Below are 16,492 nucleotides of genomic sequence, written 5' to 3'. Positions count from 1 at the left end.
CTCAGGGCAAGCGCGCCGCGGCGACGATCCTGCCATGATTGACCCGCTGCACCAGCACCGCCAGCGGGTCAGGGCCGCTGACAGGTGTTGTCAGGCTCAGCGCGTCGGCACCGTCCCATTCGCCCAGGATTTCAAGCGAATGGACCACATTGGCATAGCTCATGTCCCGGCCCGCGTTTTCACCGCGCGTGATACTGACCTCGCGCAGCGGACTGTACCGAACCAGTTGCACGACCATGTCACCCTCCGGCGCACGGCCTGCGACGGTCGCGCGGATCGACAACTGATTACCGTTCCGGCTCAGGTTCAGGTCGATGACTTCAGGCTCCATCATATGTTTCATGATCGCCTCAGACACATCCATAGCCCGCGCGCCGATGATGCTGTCGGTGCCATTGATGATCATCTGCGGGGTATAAACAGACTTTCGCCCGCCCGCGGCGGCATAGGCCTTCTGCCGGGCGGTATGGGCGGGACTTGCGAATTCGTCCTTCCAGCCGATGTAATCCCAGTAATCCACATGAAGCGCCAGCGGGATGACATTTTCGCGCTTGGCAAGCTCATGCAGCATCTTGTCCGCCGGAGGACAGGACGAACACCCCTGCGAAGTGAACAGCTCCACCACAACAGTGTTGGTTTGAGCCAGAACAGGCCCTGCGGCAGAGATCCATATAAGTGCAAGAGCGGCGAGAATACGCGTCATTCCAGGTCCATTTCACAGGTGCTTTGGTCTATCAGAAATAGTGAAGCGCGGATGAAAAGACCAATCAAGGTTTCGAGAGAGTTTGACATGTTTTCCTCGCATTGGCGTTTTTGTACACCATGGTATACAAAATTGCCGCACCCTTGTCTTTGCAGTTGATCACCGTTCCCGAACGCGGCAGATAGCACCCAGCTAAAACCTGATTTCACACCTGTAATGGAGGCCCCAGATGCCCATCACCGTTGGCCAGGATACCGCCAAAACCCGCCGTACACTTTGCGTGAACGGCAAGAGCTTTTCCTATTATTCCATCCCCGCCGCAACTGAAGCGGGCCTGGGCGATTTTTCGAACCTGCCCGCGGCGCTGAAAGTGGTGCTGGAAAACATGCTGCGGTTCGAAGACGGCAAGACCGTCAGCGTCGATGACATCAAGGCTTTCGCCGAATGGGGCGCCAAGGGCGGCAAGAACCCGCGTGAGATCGCCTATCGCCCTGCCCGCGTGCTGATGCAGGACTTCACCGGTGTACCTGCCGTGGTGGATCTGGCCGCCATGCGTGACGGTATCGTTGCCCTGGGTGGAGATCCGGAAAAGATCAACCCGCTGAACCCGGTGGATCTGGTCATCGACCACTCGGTCATGATTGACGAATTCGGCAACCCCCGCGCCTTCCAGATGAACGTTGACCGCGAATACGAACGCAACATGGAACGCTACACCTTCCTGAAATGGGGTCAGAACGCGTTCAACAACTTCCGCGTGGTGCCGCCCGGCACCGGCATCTGCCACCAGGTGAACCTGGAGTACCTGGCGCAAACCGTCTGGACGGATGCTGACCAGAATGGTGAGGAAGTCGCCTATCCCGACACGCTGGTGGGCACCGACAGCCACACCACCATGGTCAACGGCGCCGCCGTTCTGGGCTGGGGCGTCGGCGGGATCGAGGCCGAGGCCGCGATGCTGGGCCAGCCGATCTCAATGCTGATCCCCGAGGTTGTGGGCTTCAAGCTGACCGGCCAGATGGTCGAAGGCACCACCGGCACCGACCTGGTGCTGAAAGTCGTGGAAATGCTGCGCGAAAAAGGCGTGGTCGGCAAATTCGTCGAATTCTATGGCCCCGGCCTCGACACCCTGCCCCTGGCCGACCGGGCGACCATCGCCAACATGGCACCGGAATACGGCGCGACCTGTGGCTTCTTCCCGATCGACGATGAAACCCTGCGCTACCTGCGCAACACCGGCCGGGACGAGGACCGCGTGGCGCTGGTCGAAGCCTATGCCAAGGAAAACGGCTTCTGGCGCGGCGCGGATTACGACCCCGTCTATACCGATACGCTTGAACTGGATATGGGCACCATCGTGCCTGCGATCTCGGGTCCGAAACGCCCGCAGGATTACACCCCGCTGGACCGCGCAGCGCAGGAATTCTTCAAGGTCGTCGCCGAGTACCGTGGCGAAGACGAAAGCCTTGCCGCGACCGACATGGCCGCAGAAGGCCCTGCCCCCGATGCACTGATCGATCCCCGCAAATCGGCTTCCGTCGAAGGAGAGGATTATCAGCTGCGCGACGGTTCGGTCGTGATCGCTTCGATCACCTCCTGCACGAACACGTCGAACCCCTATGTGATGATCGGCGCGGGCCTTGTGGCGCGCAAGGCGCGCGAGCTGGGTCTGAACCGGAAACCTTGGGTGAAAACCTCGCTTGCCCCGGGCAGCCAGGTGGTCAGCGCCTATCTTGAGGCCGCAGGGCTTCAGGAAGATCTGGACGCCGTCGGCTTCAACCTGGTGGGCTATGGCTGCACCACCTGCATCGGCAACTCCGGCCCGCTGCAGCCGGAAATCTCGAAGTCGATCAACGACAATGACCTGATCGCCACATCGGTCCTTTCGGGCAACCGCAACTTCGAAGGCCGCATCAGCCCGGATGTGCGCGCGAACTATCTGGCCTCCCCGCCGCTGGTGGTGGCCTATGCGCTGGCGGGCGATATGAATATCGACATCGCCAATGACCCGATCGCGCAGACGCCCGATGGCAAGGATGTCTATCTGAAAGACATCTGGCCCACCCAGAAGGAAATCGCCGATCTGGTCGAACAGACCGTCACCCGCGAGGCATTCCAGTCGAAATATGCCGATGTCTTCAAGGGCGACGAGAAATGGCAAGGGGTCGAGACCACCGACGCCCAGACCTATGACTGGCCGCCGCAATCCACCTATGTGCAGAACCCGCCCTATTTCCAGGGCATCACCATGGACACCAAGAAGATCGAGAATATCGAGGGGGCCAAGGTGCTGGCCCTGCTGGGTGACATGGTCACGACCGACCACATCTCTCCTGCCGGGTCGTTCAAGGACAGCACACCTGCCGGTCAGTATCTGATCGACCGCCAGGTGCCGGTGCGCGAGTTCAACTCCTATGGCTCGCGCCGGGGCAACCACGAAGTGATGATGCGCGGCACCTTCGCCAATATCCGCATCAAGAACGAGATGCTGGACGGCGTCGAAGGTGGATACACCAAAGGCCCCGATGGCCAGCAGACCTCGATCTATGACGCGGCGATGGCCTATCAGGAACAGGGCACACCGCTGGTCGTCTTCGGCGGCGAACAATATGGCGCAGGTTCTTCCCGCGACTGGGCGGCCAAGGGCACGGCGCTGCTGGGCGTCAAGGCCGTGATCGCGGAAAGCTTTGAGCGTATCCACCGCTCCAACCTGGTGGGCATGGGCGTGATCCCGTTCGAATTCACCGGCGGCGACACGCGTAAGACGCTGGGCCTGACCGGGGAAGAGACCGTATCGATCCACGGTCTGGACAACATCAAGCCGCTCGCAGAGGTGCCCTGCACCATCACAATGGCCGATGGGACCGAGAAGACGATCACTCTGAAGTGCCGGATCGATACCGCGGTCGAGATCGAATACATCGAAAACGGGGGCGTGCTGCATTACGTGCTGCGCAACCTGGCCAAAGCCGCCTGACACCCTCCGATGTCACAAAAAAAGGGCCCGCGCATGACGCGGGCCCTTTTCTTTTCCAACCGCTGTTAGGATGACAGCGCGTCGGACAAGTCGCGGTATCCAGCAACGAAACCGTCTTTCACTGCGTTCCAGGCATCCGAAGATGCCGTTTGCAGGGCGCCTAGTTGTTCGGCCAGTTCCATGCGTGCCTCACGCAGGTCTGCCAGCTCTGCACGTGCGGTTTCGCGCGCATCTTCTGACATCTCTGCCCAGCCGTTGCGCAGTGCTTCTGCGCGACGTTCAATTGCGTTGTCGGCCACTTCTAGGCCAGAGCGGGCGGCCGAAATGGCTTCATCACGCTGTTCTGCGGTGTAGTCCGCCAAGGCTTCGTAAACGTCATAGAGTTCTTTGCGTACCGACATGTCCGCTTCGGCACCGGCGGTCGCTTGGGTGTCGGTCCCCTCGCTGCTGGCAATCGCCATGGGCGCGGTCACGCACAGCGCCAGCGTTGTCGTGGCAGCAAGAAATTTGCGATGATATGTCATGTTTTTCTCCTGTCTTTGGATTCAGCTGAACCGGGCAGTCGCACGTTCATATGCGTCCGACATTTCACTCAGCGCGCGGTCAAAACCTTCGCGAAGATCGTCAAACGCGTCGGCACCGGCTTTTTCCATCTTGTCCAGCTTGTCCTTGGCGGCCTTGCGTTGCGACCGCAGATCAGACAGCGCCTGATTGTACGATATCTTTGTTTCAGCCTTCTTTTGACGGGCCTGCGCTTCGAGCTTGTCGATCTGCGCGTCCCATTCGTCGAGTTTGGCTTTCAGTCTCTCGACACTTGCGGAAGATGACTGTGTCATTGGGTCCTCCATTCGCTGATGTTCAATCCATCAACGCAGGAAGCTCCAATCAGTTCCGAAAATTCGTTCGTTTGTTGCCGGCTTACTGACGTGCCGCCTCGATTGCGGGACGGATCGTTTCGTCCATCACCCGCTTCGTCACAGGCCCTGCAAAGCGCAGCAGGATCGTCCCGTCGCCCGCAATCACATAGGTCTCGGGCACACCGTAGACGCCCCAATTCAGCGCCATGCGGCCTGTTTTATCGGCACCGATGGCGTCATAGGGGTCGCCCAGTTCGTTCAGGAACGCCAGCGCCTTGGCTGGTTCATCCTTGTAATTTATGCCGTAAATCGGAATCCCTTCTTTGGCGAGCGCTTCCAGATTGGGATGCTCCACCCGGCAGGGCGCGCACCAGCTGGCCCAGTAATTGACCAGCTTGACCTCTCCGTCCCGCAGCGTGTCATCATCGAACAGCGTCTTTCCCGGCAGTTCGGTCAGTTGCACCTCGGGCGCGGGCTGCCCCTGGCGGGCCGATGGCAGCGCATCGGGATCGTCGCGAAACATCCCCACCCCTGCAAAAATCGCAAACGCTGCGAATATCGCCGGAGGCGCAATCATCAAAGGAGAAATCCTAGCCATCCTTGCGGACCTTCCCCTCGATCTTCGCCATCTCGGCGCGCACTTTGCGACCGCGCACAAGTGTCAGAACCACGATCGCGACCAGCAACACGATGGACGCCGCATAAGCGGACAAAACCGCATCGGCATATTTCCCAAGATCCGGCATCATGCTTGCACCCTCTCCCTCGCCATCAGGGCCTTGATCCGGCGCGCGCGGATTTCCGTTCCTGTGCGGTACAACACCAAGGCGACAAACAAAAAGACAAAGCCCGCGATGCACACAAGAAGCGGGAAATAAAACACGTCCGCCACGTTTTCTTCCTTATCAAGGCTCAGCGACGCGCCCTGGTGCAGGCCTTGGTTCCAGAACAGCACCGCATAGCGGCTGAGCAGCGCAAAGACCGACCCAACAAGGCACAACACCGATGTGAGGTCAGCGGCGGTGTCGGGATTCTCGATCGCCTCCCACAGCGCGACATAGCCCAGATAGAACAGAAACAGGATCAGAAAGGAGGTCAGCCGGGGATCCCAGGCCCACCAGGTGCCCCACATGGGCTGACCCCAGATCGCGCCTGTCGCCAGCGCGATCAGCGTCATCACGATGCCCACCGGGGCCGCCGCGCGGGCGGCAAGCGCGCTGACGTGGTGACGACGGATGATCCAGATCAGCGAGGTGACCAGCATCATCACCCAGATATTGATCGCCATCATGGCCGCAGGCACGTGCAGATAGATGATCTTCACGGTCGACCCTTGCCGGAAATCATCCGGCGTGAAGAAAAATCCCCAGACCAGCCCCACGACCAGACAGACCGCCGCAGCGGCCCAGAAGAACGGCAGAACCTTCTCGCTCGTGGCAAGAAACTTCTTCGGATTTGCGTATTCCCATAGCGACATGAGGTCTATGTAATCTCTCTCGATCCCAGTTTCACGGGTTTTGCCCTAGCGCAGATTGACGCGCAAGACGGCGGCGCTGGCAAAGGGCAACAAAGCGATCACACCTGCGCTGATTCCGGCCAGCATCAGAAGCGGTGTGGTGGTGTCCATCGCTTCTGCGCCGCGCCGCGCCACCTCGGCCCCGAAGATCAGCGTCGGCACGTAAAGCGGCAGAACAAGCAGCGACAGCAAGAGCCCACCGCGCTTCAGCCCCACGGTCAGCGCCGCGCCGAAGGTGCCGATGACAGACAGCGCGGGCGTGCCCAGGGCCAGCGAAATCACAACCCACAGATACCCCGCAGGCGCAAGGTTCAGTAGAACGCCCAGGACAGGGGCTGCCAGAACCAGCGGTAGCCCTGTTGTGATCCAATGCGCCAGCGCCTTGATCGACACGATCCCTTCCAGTGGCAATGGCGCCGTGGCCAGCAGGTCCAGCGATCCGTCCTCCCAATCCAACGCCAACAGCCGGTCGAGTGACAAAAGACACGCAAGAAGCGCGCCCAGCCAGAGCACACCCGGCGCGATGGTGGACAGAAGTTGCGATTGGGGCCCCACGCTGAAGGGCACCAGCACGGTGACGATCAGGAAAAACGCCAAGCCCAGCCCGAACCCGCCGCCCGCGCGGAAGGCGAGTTTCAGATCGCGGATCAACAGCGCCATCATAGAAAGGCATCCTCGAATGCATCGACCGCGTCAGGCGCGGCGCGAAACGGGGACAGGTCCAGCACCTGCGCCTCGATCCCCAGATCAATATGCGTGGCCATCAGCGCCATGCCACCGCGCTCCAGATGCCCGCGCACGGCATCTGCGAACATCGCGACCGCATTCACGTCCAATGATACCGTGGGTTCGTCAAACACCCAGATGGGACGCCCTGTCACCATCAGCCGCGACAGGCCAAGCCGCCGTTTTTGCCCCGCCGACAGCGCGCCTGCCGGCCTGTCGCGCAATGCGCCCAGATCATAAGCCTCAATCGCCGCATCAATCCCGCCCGCGCCAAACACCTGCGCCCAGAATTGCAGGTTCTCGGCAACCGTGAGGGTGGGTTTCAGCCCGTCGGCATGTCCGGCATAGGCGATCCGATCCTCGGCCCCGTCAATCTGCCCCTCCAAAGCGGGCTGCAGACCGGTGATCGTGCGTAGAAGCGTTGTTTTGCCCACACCGTTGGGGCCACGCAGGATCAGCGCCTCCCCCTCAGAAAGGGAGAAAGACACATGCTCCAGAACAGGCACACCGCCTCGCGCGATGGAAAGATCAGAGATCGTTAACGTCATGTATCCCGTGTAACCTGCCCTGACACTTACGAAAAGCGCCAGATCGCCTCAGACCGGGATCATTGCCAGCGCAATGCGGCGCCCTTCGGACAAAAGCACGTTATAGGTCCGCGCAGCGGAAGGAGAGTTCATCACCTCCAAGCCCAGCCCGGCCTCTTCCAGCGGCGCACGCAGGGAGGGCGGGATATGCGCAATCTCGGACCCGGTGCCGACGAACAGCACGTCGATTTGCCCGACCAGCGGCATCAGCGTCTCGAGATCCTCATACCCGCCCCAGGGTTTCGTCCCGGTCGGTCCGGTCAGAACGCCCCCTTCCACCACTTTGCCGCCCACGCGGAAAAATCCAGGGCCATAGCCTTCGACCGGTTCGGCATCGGTATAGGTGACTTCGTTCAGGCGCATCTTATCCCTCCCAAAAAGGCAGTCCCATGAGGGCCGAGGCTGCGATGATCGCATAGGCCACCCACCGGTAGAGTTTCTCATATTCAGCGCGAAACAGCGCGCCGCCAATCACGTTGCCGATTAGATAGGGCACCATCACTACAAAGCCCAAACCGACAAAGCCAAAATCCAACCGTCCCAGCACCAGAAACGTGCCAAGCAGGAAGAAATCGAAAATCAGAAGGTACAAAGTGTTGGTCGCCCGCACCACCGGTGCAGGATGGCTGCTGGCCATGTAGAGCATGATGACCGGCGGACCGGGCAGACCTGCCGTTCCGCCCAGATATCCGCCCAGAAAGCCCGTGCCAGTAATCAGGCGCGGCGTCATCTCCCCGTGATACCGAAAGCCGGTTATAAGCAGCGCCAGAAGCATGAGCGCAATGAACGATACGGAATACCGGAACATATCCGGCGAAATCAGCGATAAGGTCAGAACGCCAAGGGGCAACCCGATCACCAGGCCCGAAACCAGACGTCCCAGATCTCCCGGATGGCGTTCGCGCAAGGCGCGCGGCACGCCCGGCAAGGGGCCGATCAGATCCATGATGATGACCGTGGTCAGGGCTGCGAACGGGTCCAGATAGGCGCCCGCCACCGGCAGATACACCATGGCCGTGCCAAAACCAGCAAACCCCCGCACGATCCCGGCGACAAGGGCGGCTGCGATCAACCAACCCAGGCCCGGCAGAGCCAGGGCCTGGGTCAGAACCTCAGGCATCGATATTGGCGAATTGGTTGCCCGTTGTATCGGTGGGTTTCGACCAGTCCCGCTTGACCCCCAGGTACAGCAGTATGGCCGAGGCCACGAAGACCGACGAATAGGTCCCCACGATCACACCCCAGATCATCGCAAAGACAAAGCCACGGATCACATCGCCGCCCAATGCAAACAGCGCGAACAGCGCCAGAAGCGTCGTGACCGAGGTCATCACCGTCCGGCTAAGCGTTTCGTTGATCGAGATGTTCAGCACCTCGGCCAGCGGCTTTTTCTTGTACTTCCGCAGGTTCTCCCGCACGCGGTCAAATACGACCACGGTGTCGTTCAGCGAATAGCCCACGATGGTCAGAAGTGCCGCAATAATCGCCAGATCGAACTTGATCTGAAGCTCGGAAAAGATGCCGATGGTCAGAACGACGTCATGGACCAAGGCAATCACGGCGCCCAGGGCAAACTGCCATTCGAACCTGAGCCAGATATAGACCAGCACCGCGCCGATCGCCAAAAGCACAGCAATCACAGCGGTCTGGATCAACTCACCCGACACTTTCGGGCCCACGCTTTCCACGGAGGTGAATTTGATATCCGGCACCGCAGCCGACAAAGCGCCTTCGACGGCGCGGATCTTCTCCACACTGGCGCTTTCCTGACCCTCCTGCGCTTCGATCCGGATCATGGCCACGTTCTGGTCGGGGCCGAAGGTGGGGTCGAAAACCTCGGTGATCGAGATATCGCCCATCTCAAGCACCTCAAGCGCGGCGCGGTACTGGCCCACATCCACGGGCTGCGCGCTTTCGGTCCGGATCGTCGTGCCGCCCCGGAAGTCGATGCCATAATTCAACCCTTGCAGGAAGAACGACACCAGCGCGATGACCATCATCGCGCCCGATATGCCCAGCCACAGCTTCCAGCGGCTGAAGAAATCGAACGAGGTGTCTTGTTTGACCAGTCTCAGACGCATCTCACACCTCAATCGTTTTCGGGCGGCGGCGCTCGAACCACATGACAATCATCAGGCGCGTCACGAAGATCGCCGTGAAGACCGATGTGAGGATGCCAAGGCCCAGCGTGATGGCAAAACCGCGCACAGGGCCCGAGCCCATGGCATAGAGGATCACCGCGGTGATGAACGTGGTGATGTTGGCGTCCAGAATGGCCGACAGCGCCTTTTCATAGCCAAGCTCGATGGCGCGCGCAGGGCCTCGGGCGGATTTCAGTTCTTCTCGTATGCGCTCAAAAACAAGCACATTGGCGTCCACCGCCATGCCCACCGTCAGCACGATCCCCGCGATGCCTGGAAGCGTCAGCGTCGCGCCAATCAGGCTAAGCAGGCCGAAGATCAGCGCGATGTTCAGGATCAGGGCGATATTGGCAAAGATGCCGAACATCCCATAGCTGAGCGTCATGAAGATCAGCACGGCTGCGAAGGCCACGATGGTGGCGATCCGGCCAGCATCAATGCTGTCCTGCCCCAGCTCCGGGCCAATGGTGCGTTCTTCAAGGAATTCCAGCCCCGCAGGCAGGGCGCCGGCGCGCAGCAGGACGGCCAGATTGGTGCTTTCCTCGATGGTGAAATTGCCGGTGATGATCCCCGACCCACCCGGAATATGCGATTGGATAACGGGTGCGCTGATCACTTCGTTATCCAGTACGATGGCGAAGGGGTTGCCGATATTGGCCGCCGTATAATCGCCAAACTTCCGCGCGCCGGTCGGGTTGAAGCGGAAATTCACCGCAGGCCGCCCGTTCTGGTCAAAGCTGGGCTGGGCATCGACCAGCTCTTCGCCGGTGACGACGGGGGCAGCTTCCAGCGTGTAATAGACCCCGGATTCATCAAGCGAGGGCACAACCTTGTTGCCCACACCGGGCGTCGCATCCGGATCTGTGCCGCGGCCCACGACCGGGTTGAAGGTCAGCTGAGCGGTCGTCCCGATGATCTCTTTCAGCTCCGAGGCCGAACCGATGCCGGGCACCTGGATCAGGATGCGGTCGGCACCTTGACGCTGGATCGTGGGCTCGCGGGTGCCAACCTCGTCGATCCGCCTGCGAATGATTTCAAGGGCTTGCCGGACAGTCCTGTCATCGGACGCGGCGCGTTCTTCGTCTGACAGGGTGACGATCAGAACGTCTTCCTCTCCGCGCACCACCAGATCCGTGGCCAACGCCCCGGTCAGCGTGGGCACCGGCTGGGCCAGGTCGCGCACCACTTCCAGCGCGCGGGGCATGCCGGAGGGTTCGCCGATCCGGACGCGAATCTCGTTCGGGGCGGAGGGTTGCAGCCGGATGGTGCCCACCGTTGCGCGTTCGGGGCGCAGCGCGTCGCGGATCTCGGGCCATGTCGCCTCCATCCGCGCGGCATAGACATCCTCGACCTGGACCTCGGCCAGAAGATGTGCGCCGCCGCGCAAGTCCAGCCCGAGATTGACCAGCGAAGACGGCATCCATGTGGGCCATCCCGAGGCCTGGGCCAGAAGCTCAGGCGTCTCTCCCTGCAGCTCGATCGCCTGCATCGCGTCGTTATGGGTCTCGACCCGCGTGTAAAACCCGTTGGGCAGCGCCAGCACCAGACCGACTACGCAGGTCAGCCAGATCAGCAACCGTTTCCAAAGATCAATCTGAAGCATTTATCCTGCCTTCCCGAGGCCTTGGCAGGCGAAGTTAGCTTGCGGGTTCCGTCTTGTTGATCACCGATGCAATGGTGCTGCGCACCACGCGGACCTTGACGCCTTCGGCCAGTTCAACCTCGACCTCGCCCTCGTCTTTGACCTTGGTGACCTTACCGATAAGGCCGCCTTGCGTGACCACCTGATCGCCACGCCGCAGAGCCGCGACCATGGCCTGATGTTCCTTCACCTTCTTCTGCTGAGGGCGGATCAGCAGAAAATACATGATCAGGAAGATCAGAATAAGCGGGAGAAACTGGGCGAATGCGCTGCCACCGTCCATGGGGGAATCCTTTATGTCTTGAGGCGCGGGAAGCCCGCGAATTTTGGCGGAACTTATGCGTTCATCGGGGGCGGCGCAAGGCGGGTTGGGCCGGAAAATCGGCGTATGACTTGCGTGCACAACCCGTGTACAGGGCGTATGACATCTGTGCAGGCTTGTCGGTATCGTGGATTGGCGTCCGTGTGTGACGGGACGGTTAATAACGATGGGCACGACACCAGCCACGTTCCGGATTCGATCCGCATGAGCCGGGTCGTCAGCACGAAAAGTGAACTGAAGCCCACTCCACGCGCGCGGCCATCCGCAGGCATGGCGGGCTGAAGCCCGTCCTACGGAGCTTGTCCCTGCCCTGCTTCTCTGGCAAGAACCGCCTATGCCATTCCCCGATCATGTCTTTTACCACACGCCCCGGCTCAAGGGGCTGATCACACCGCCGGATATCTCGGAGGTGCGCTTTGGGCTTGAGCGTTTTGACGAGCTTGACCAGCAGGCCGCCGAGGAAGGCTGGCCCGATGGCTGGCGGATGGATCATGACGCGCGGGAGGAAAACCGGCAGCAGGTGCTGAAAGACCGGATGGACCGGGATCTGTGGGTCTTTGGCTATGGCTCTCTGATCTGGGATCCGGGGGTTTATGTGGAGGAATACCGCTTTGGCACGCTGCATGGCTGGCGGCGGAGTTTCTGCATGCTTTTGACCGGCGGGCGGGGGAGCCATGACAGACCGGGGCTGATGGCGGCGCTGGATGAGGGCGATCTGTGCCATGGGGTTGTCATCCGCATCGCAGGCCAGCTGGTCGATCGGGAGACGTGGTACATGTGGAACCGGGAGATGTTTGCGGGGTCGTACGTGCCTCTTTTCCTGCCGGTGGACACGCCGCAGGGTCCGGTAGAGGCGCTGGCATTTGTCATGAACCACGAAAACTTCCGCTATTGTCCGGATATCTCCAGGGAAGAGGCCGCACGGATGATTGCCGAGGCCGAGGGCAATCTGGGGCCGAATTTCGACTATCTCGACAATCTGGTGCGGCATCTGGATGAGCTGGGGATCGAGGATCGGCCGATGCGCGATCTGCACGCGCTGGCCGCGGCGCACCGGGCGGGACCGGGCACGCCCCGGACCTGATCCGGGGCCTCGGCGTCAGGCGAGGTCCCGGATCATGCCCGGGACAGGGTTTGCTTCCCTCTACCACCGGGGCTTGAGTTGCGGCATAAGGCGCAGGCACCGATTCAGTCCAAGGACCAAGACCCATGCATGACATTCGCGCCATCCGCGAGAACCCCGCAGCCTTTGACGCCGCTTTGGTGCGCAGGGGGGATGCGCCCATGTCGTCGGAGCTATTGGCCGTGGACGAGGCGCGGCGGGCCAAGATTTTGGCGGCAGAGACCGCACAGGCCGAACAGAACAAGGCCTCGAAAGAGGTGGGGGCTGCAAAGGGGCGCGGCGATGAGGCGGAGTTTGAGCGACTGCGCGCTTTGGTGGCCGAGAAGAAGGCCGAGATTGCGGATATGCAGGCCCAGGCAAAAGAGCTGGATGCCAAGCTGACCGATATGCTGGCGCGCATCGCGAACCTGCCGGCCGAGGATGTGCCCGATGGCGCGGATGAGGCCGACAATGTCGAGGTGAACCGCTGGGGAGAGCCTGCGAAGTTCAGCTTTGATCCGAAGGAACATTTCGAGATTGCGGGCGTTGCCGCCTCGATGGATTTCGAGATGGCGGCAAAAATGTCGGGCGCGCGTTTCGTGGTGCTGAAAGGCGCCGTGGCGCGCATTCACCGCGCTTTGGCGCAGTTCATGGTCGACACCCATGTGGAAGAGAACGGTCTGACCGAGATGCAGACGCCCGTTCTGGTCCGCGATGAGGCGATGTATGGCACCGACAAGCTGCCGAAATTCGGCGAGGACAGCTACCAGACGACGAATGGCTGGTGGCTGGTGCCCACATCGGAAGTGTCGCTGACCTATTCCGTTGCCGGTGACATCCTGGAGGCAGCGGCGCTGCCCATACGGTTGACCGCGCATACCCTGTGCTTCCGGTCGGAGGCCGGGTCGGCCGGCAAGGATACCGCGGGCATGCTGCGCCAGCACCAGTTCGAGAAGGTCGAGATGGTGTCGATCACCCATCCGGATCACAGCGACGCGGAACAAAAGCGCATGCTGCGCTGCGCTGAAGATCTGCTGGAGCGGCTGGGTATCCCCTATCGCACGGTGATCCTGTGCACCGGCGACATGGGGTTCGGTGCGCGGCGCACCTTTGATATCGAAGCCTGGCTGCCGGGGCAGAACACGTACCGCGAGATCAGCTCGGTCTCGACAACGGGCGATTTCCAGGCGCGGCGGATGAATGCACGGTTCCGGCCCGAGGGCGGCGGGAAACCCGAGTTTGTCCATACGCTGAATGGCTCGGGCCTGGCTGTCGGGCGCTGTCTGATCGCGGTGCTGGAGAATGGCCAGCAGGAAGACGGGTCGGTCCATCTGCCAGAGGTTCTGGCGCCTTATCTGGGCGGCAAGACGCGGCTGACGGCGGAAGGCTCGCTGGCATGACACCAGAGGGGCGCAACACGCTTTGGGCCATTGCGGTTCTGGTTGCGGCGCTGGCCTTTGGGCTGTCGTCCTTCATCGTGCCGGATTTCGGCGGGTTCGATGCCGATCAGTTCCCGATCCCGCAGGAGGATCCGCCGGTGCAGCCTGCCGGCTATGCCTTTGCGATCTGGGCGCTGATCTATCTCTGGCTGGTGGCGGGGGCGGTCTATGGTCTTGTGGCCCGTGCCGCCGCCCCGGATTGGGCCGAGATGCGGCCCTATCTGACGCTGAGCCTTGTGGTCGGTGCGGGCTGGTTACCGGTGGCCAAGCTGAGCGCGCTGGCGGCGGCTGTACTGATCTGGGTGATGCTGATCCCCGCGCTCATGGCGCTCTTTCGCGCGCCGCTGCTGGACCGCTGGTGGGGCCGTGCCCCGATCGGGCTTTATACCGGGTGGCTGTCGGCGGCGTCGTTCGTGGCTGTAGGTCTGTGCCTTGCAGGCTGGGGGGTGATGGGAGAGGTGCAGGCCGCCTTCCTGTGCCTGGTTCTGGCCGTGGGGCTGGCCGCCTATATCCAGATTGCTATTGAAGGCGTGCCGGAATACGGCTTTGCCGTGGTCTGGGCCCTGGTGGCTGTCGCGGTCAATAACCTGACTGGAGGCGCGGTTCTGGTGGCGATCCTGGCGCTTGCCGGTGCCGTGGTGATCGGGCTGTTGGCGATCCGCGCCATGACCATCCCGCGCGCCTGAGCCTGACACAGCACTTGGGTATTTATGACCCCAAAGAAGCAGGGGCGCGCCCTGCTCCTTCTTCTCTTTCCAAATACGGAAAAATATCCTGCCCGTCAGGCCTGGATCGCCGATGACCGTGTCTCGCGCTGTTTCGGGAAGGGCACGAGGCGTTGTGCCTCTTCATCCCAAAGCTTGAGGTTCAGCGCCTTGACCGCCTCGACAAACCCGATGCGGCGGGGGGCCCATTCCTCGGGCAGGTTGTAGCGGGCCTGACGCAGGCGATAGCTGGGGATATTGGCGTTGAAATGGTGCAGGTCGTGGCAGGTGATATTGGCCACGGCGATGTCGAACCAATGGCCGAAATCGAGCGTGCTTGAGCCCTGAAGCGCGGCCATTTCCGGGCTGAGGCTGGGGCGGCGGTCCCAATAAGTGTCCTCGAAATTATGCTGCAGATAGACAAGGAAGACGCCGATCATGCCGCCCAGATAGGCAAAGGCGAAATAGACGCCCAAGCCGGCCCATCCCGCAAGCGCATAAATGGTCAGAAGCCAAGCCGCCACCAGCCCGTTGTGGATCAGCACGGGGCGGATGCCGAAACGGGTCGTGTTCTTGGGCCAGCGATAGCGGATGAAATAGGTGAAAAGCGCCCCGATGGGCACAAGGATGAACGGGTTGCGATAGAGCCGGTATTGCAGGCGGTCCCAGAACCCCGCCTCTTCCCATTCGGCAAGCGTCATGGTGTGGATTTCGCCCGTCTCACGGTGGTCCAGATTGCCGGTGCCAGCGTGATGCAGGTTATGGTTCTGCTTCATCACCTCGTAGGGTGCGAAGGTGAAAGGCGAAAGCCCGATGCCCGCCCATTCGTTCTGCGTGCGTGTTTCAAACAGCGACAAATGCCCGGTGTCGTGCTGCAATACATAAAGCCGAACTGAGGCGAAGGCATGCACGATGCCTGCGGGCAGCATGACCCACCACGTGCCCATAAAAGCAATCGCCAGGTAGAGAGAGGCGAAATAGACCGCGAAGGTGCCGAAATAGCTGGCGGCCGCGATCCGGTTGTCCTTGTCGCTGTAGCGTCGCGTGTATTCGCGCAAATTCATGATGTCCCCCGTCAGACTACGCAGACCTTATCACACATCGTCCCACAAGCCCGAGATAAGGCGCAGATCGTCGCCGCGCAAGTTTTCTCAGGACAATTCAGAGGATTAGGCGGAGTTTCGACAAAAGGCGCTTTGGTTGTGGGCAATGCGCCTCACGGAATTGTCAAATCGGATTGTCATCCGACACTCAGGGGGCTGCGTAATCCCGTCAGGCTGAATAAATTCGGAGGGCAAGAGATGCGCCATGCAACCTGCGCAGGATTGGCATTGATCATCAGTGCGGGTGCCGTGCTGGCGGATAACCGTTCGCGCACGCAAGGGTTCGTGCTGCCGGACGGGACGATCGAAGCGGTGCCCAATTTCTCGGAAGATCAGCTTTATTGGTGCGGTGCCTATGAGGCCGCGCGTCTGATCGCATCAGGGACCGACCGGCTTTATGTGATCAAAGGCCCCGGCCCCAGCCAATCCGTGCCAGGACGCGAGGGGGTGATCTTCAGCCTGACGCCACCGCCCGGTGCACAGCAGGCACAATACACCAATTCGGTCGAGATCATCGGCAACAACCTGTCGGTCGCGCAAGCCGGACAAACCTGCAACGAACGCAACGCCAGCGGCTGACAGGAACCGCCCGGTCTGGCCTGTTTGCCCGGCCGGCCGGGTGACTTTTTCATTGCGTTCGGGGCGCGCGGCCCATTTCCTGAGAAGACGGTTT

19 protein-coding genes are annotated in these 16,492 nt (G+C 61.2%); 5 read left to right on the top strand and 14 right to left on the bottom strand.

From position 1 onward, the window contains the following. Nucleotide 1: 1 nt before the first annotated feature. Complete coding sequence (locus tag TR61_RS10680; RefSeq protein WP_050929983.1) at nt 2-703, bottom strand: DUF1223 domain-containing protein; 702 nt, start codon at nt 701-703, stop codon at nt 2-4. Nucleotides 704-932: 229 nt separating this feature from the next. On the opposite strand from TR61_RS10680, the gene acnA reads away from it, so the two are divergent. Continuing rightward, a complete protein-coding gene (acnA, locus tag TR61_RS10675; RefSeq protein WP_050929982.1) occupies nt 933-3,680 on the top strand; it encodes an aconitate hydratase AcnA in 2,748 nt (915 codons plus the stop codon). Between the two features lie 65 nt (nt 3,681-3,745). On the opposite strand, the gene TR61_RS10670 is transcribed toward acnA, so the two are convergent. From TR61_RS10670 to yajC, 12 genes are all read right to left on the bottom strand, one after another. Then, nucleotides 3,746-4,204, bottom strand: coding sequence for a hypothetical protein (locus tag TR61_RS10670; RefSeq protein ID WP_050929981.1), 459 nt, complete (start codon nt 4,202-4,204; stop codon nt 3,746-3,748). 21 nt (nt 4,205-4,225) lie between these two features. Then, a complete protein-coding gene (locus tag TR61_RS10665) occupies nt 4,226-4,516 on the bottom strand; it encodes a sll1863 family stress response protein (protein WP_050929980.1) in 291 nt (96 codons plus the stop codon). Between the two features lie 82 nt (nt 4,517-4,598). After that, complete coding sequence (locus tag TR61_RS10660; RefSeq protein WP_050929979.1) at nt 4,599-5,135, bottom strand: DsbE family thiol:disulfide interchange protein; 537 nt, start codon at nt 5,133-5,135, stop codon at nt 4,599-4,601. Then, nucleotides 5,128-5,286: a heme exporter protein CcmD gene (ccmD, locus tag TR61_RS10655; protein ID WP_172676965.1), complete on the bottom strand. Its 159-nt coding sequence runs from the start codon at nt 5,284-5,286 to the stop codon at nt 5,128-5,130. The genes TR61_RS10660 and ccmD overlap by 8 nt, the downstream gene beginning before the upstream one ends. After that, complete coding sequence (locus TR61_RS10650; protein ID WP_050929978.1) at nt 5,283-6,014, bottom strand: heme ABC transporter permease; 732 nt, start codon at nt 6,012-6,014, stop codon at nt 5,283-5,285. Before TR61_RS10650 ends, ccmD begins: the two co-directional genes overlap by 4 nt. 45 nt (nt 6,015-6,059) lie before the next feature. Then, nucleotides 6,060-6,716, bottom strand: coding sequence for a heme exporter protein CcmB (gene ccmB / locus TR61_RS10645; RefSeq protein WP_050929977.1), 657 nt, complete (start codon nt 6,714-6,716; stop codon nt 6,060-6,062). Then, nucleotides 6,713-7,327 carry a heme ABC exporter ATP-binding protein CcmA gene (gene ccmA / locus TR61_RS10640; protein WP_050929976.1) on the bottom strand — a complete coding sequence of 205 codons (615 nt, stop codon included), beginning with the start codon at nt 7,325-7,327 and terminating at the stop codon, nt 6,713-6,715. Before ccmA ends, ccmB begins: the two co-directional genes overlap by 4 nt. A 48-nt stretch (nt 7,328-7,375) precedes the next feature. Further along, nucleotides 7,376-7,729: an Mth938-like domain-containing protein gene (locus TR61_RS10635; protein ID WP_050929975.1), complete on the bottom strand. Its 354-nt coding sequence runs from the start codon at nt 7,727-7,729 to the stop codon at nt 7,376-7,378. 1 nt (nt 7,730) lies between these two features. Then, a complete protein-coding gene (locus TR61_RS10630; protein ID WP_050929974.1) occupies nt 7,731-8,486 on the bottom strand; it encodes a sulfite exporter TauE/SafE family protein in 756 nt (251 codons plus the stop codon). Continuing rightward, nucleotides 8,479-9,447: a protein translocase subunit SecF gene (gene secF / locus TR61_RS10625; protein ID WP_050929973.1), complete on the bottom strand. Its 969-nt coding sequence runs from the start codon at nt 9,445-9,447 to the stop codon at nt 8,479-8,481. Before secF ends, TR61_RS10630 begins: the two co-directional genes overlap by 8 nt. A 1-nt stretch (nt 9,448) precedes the next feature. Further along, nucleotides 9,449-11,110, bottom strand: a complete 1,662-nt coding sequence (secD, locus tag TR61_RS10620) for a protein translocase subunit SecD (RefSeq protein ID WP_050929972.1) — start codon at nt 11,108-11,110, stop codon at nt 9,449-9,451. 34 nt (nt 11,111-11,144) lie between these two features. Next, nucleotides 11,145-11,432: a preprotein translocase subunit YajC gene (yajC, locus tag TR61_RS10615; RefSeq protein ID WP_050929971.1), complete on the bottom strand. Its 288-nt coding sequence runs from the start codon at nt 11,430-11,432 to the stop codon at nt 11,145-11,147. Between the two features lie 373 nt (nt 11,433-11,805). On the opposite strand from yajC, the gene TR61_RS10610 reads away from it, so the two are divergent. The 3 genes from TR61_RS10610 to TR61_RS10600 all read left to right on the top strand — a co-directional run bounded on the left by TR61_RS10610 (nt 11,806) and on the right by TR61_RS10600 (nt 14,698). Next, nucleotides 11,806-12,555 carry a gamma-glutamylcyclotransferase gene (locus TR61_RS10610; RefSeq protein ID WP_050929970.1) on the top strand — a complete coding sequence of 250 codons (750 nt, stop codon included), beginning with the start codon at nt 11,806-11,808 and terminating at the stop codon, nt 12,553-12,555. 125 nt (nt 12,556-12,680) lie between these two features. After that, the gene (gene serS, locus TR61_RS10605; RefSeq protein WP_050929969.1) at nt 12,681-13,973 is read left to right on the top strand and encodes a serine--tRNA ligase; all 1,293 of its coding nucleotides are present in this window, start codon (nt 12,681-12,683) and stop codon (nt 13,971-13,973) included. Further along, the gene (locus TR61_RS10600) at nt 13,970-14,698 is read left to right on the top strand and encodes a hypothetical protein (RefSeq protein ID WP_050929968.1); all 729 of its coding nucleotides are present in this window, start codon (nt 13,970-13,972) and stop codon (nt 14,696-14,698) included. The genes serS and TR61_RS10600 overlap by 4 nt, the downstream gene beginning before the upstream one ends. Nucleotides 14,699-14,793: 95 nt before the next feature. On the opposite strand, the gene TR61_RS10595 is transcribed toward TR61_RS10600, so the two are convergent. Further along, nucleotides 14,794-15,780, bottom strand: a complete 987-nt coding sequence (locus TR61_RS10595; RefSeq protein WP_050929967.1) for a fatty acid desaturase — start codon at nt 15,778-15,780, stop codon at nt 14,794-14,796. Between the two features lie 237 nt (nt 15,781-16,017). On the opposite strand from TR61_RS10595, the gene TR61_RS10590 reads away from it, so the two are divergent. After that, nucleotides 16,018-16,398 carry a hypothetical protein gene (locus tag TR61_RS10590; protein ID WP_050929966.1) on the top strand — a complete coding sequence of 127 codons (381 nt, stop codon included), beginning with the start codon at nt 16,018-16,020 and terminating at the stop codon, nt 16,396-16,398. Nucleotides 16,399-16,492: the final 94 nt, after the last annotated feature.

Origin of the sequence: Aestuariivita boseongensis, from assembly GCF_001262635.1 — a bacterium.
Lineage (GTDB): Bacteria > Pseudomonadota > Alphaproteobacteria > Rhodobacterales > Rhodobacteraceae > Aestuariivita > Aestuariivita boseongensis.
Note: the sequence above shows the minus strand (reverse complement) of the source record. Positions and strands in the feature narration are given on the sequence as shown.

Coding starts and splice junctions, on each gene's coding strand:
- TR61_RS10610 (WP_050929970.1), top strand. CDS start 11,806: ATGCCATTCCCCGATCATGTCTTTTACCACACGCCCCGGCTCAAGGGG.
- acnA (WP_050929982.1), top strand. CDS start 933: ATGCCCATCACCGTTGGCCAGGATACCGCCAAAACCCGCCGTACACTT.
- ccmA (WP_050929976.1), bottom strand. CDS start 7,327: ATGACGTTAACGATCTCTGATCTTTCCATCGCGCGAGGCGGTGTGCCT.
- TR61_RS10665 (WP_050929980.1), bottom strand. CDS start 4,516: ATGACACAGTCATCTTCCGCAAGTGTCGAGAGACTGAAAGCCAAACTC.
- TR61_RS10680 (WP_050929983.1), bottom strand. CDS start 703: ATGACGCGTATTCTCGCCGCTCTTGCACTTATATGGATCTCTGCCGCA.
- TR61_RS10650 (WP_050929978.1), bottom strand. CDS start 6,014: ATGTCGCTATGGGAATACGCAAATCCGAAGAAGTTTCTTGCCACGAGC.
- secD (WP_050929972.1), bottom strand. CDS start 11,110: ATGCTTCAGATTGATCTTTGGAAACGGTTGCTGATCTGGCTGACCTGC.
- TR61_RS10635 (WP_050929975.1), bottom strand. CDS start 7,729: ATGCGCCTGAACGAAGTCACCTATACCGATGCCGAACCGGTCGAAGGC.
- yajC (WP_050929971.1), bottom strand. CDS start 11,432: ATGGACGGTGGCAGCGCATTCGCCCAGTTTCTCCCGCTTATTCTGATC.
- TR61_RS10595 (WP_050929967.1), bottom strand. CDS start 15,780: ATGAATTTGCGCGAATACACGCGACGCTACAGCGACAAGGACAACCGG.
- TR61_RS10630 (WP_050929974.1), bottom strand. CDS start 8,486: ATGCCTGAGGTTCTGACCCAGGCCCTGGCTCTGCCGGGCCTGGGTTGG.
- ccmD (WP_172676965.1), bottom strand. CDS start 5,286: ATGATGCCGGATCTTGGGAAATATGCCGATGCGGTTTTGTCCGCTTAT.
- serS (WP_050929969.1), top strand. CDS start 12,681: ATGCATGACATTCGCGCCATCCGCGAGAACCCCGCAGCCTTTGACGCC.
- TR61_RS10600 (WP_050929968.1), top strand. CDS start 13,970: ATGACACCAGAGGGGCGCAACACGCTTTGGGCCATTGCGGTTCTGGTT.
- secF (WP_050929973.1), bottom strand. CDS start 9,447: ATGCGTCTGAGACTGGTCAAACAAGACACCTCGTTCGATTTCTTCAGC.
- TR61_RS10660 (WP_050929979.1), bottom strand. CDS start 5,135: ATGGCTAGGATTTCTCCTTTGATGATTGCGCCTCCGGCGATATTCGCA.
- ccmB (WP_050929977.1), bottom strand. CDS start 6,716: ATGATGGCGCTGTTGATCCGCGATCTGAAACTCGCCTTCCGCGCGGGC.
- TR61_RS10590 (WP_050929966.1), top strand. CDS start 16,018: ATGCGCCATGCAACCTGCGCAGGATTGGCATTGATCATCAGTGCGGGT.
- TR61_RS10670 (WP_050929981.1), bottom strand. CDS start 4,204: ATGACATATCATCGCAAATTTCTTGCTGCCACGACAACGCTGGCGCTG.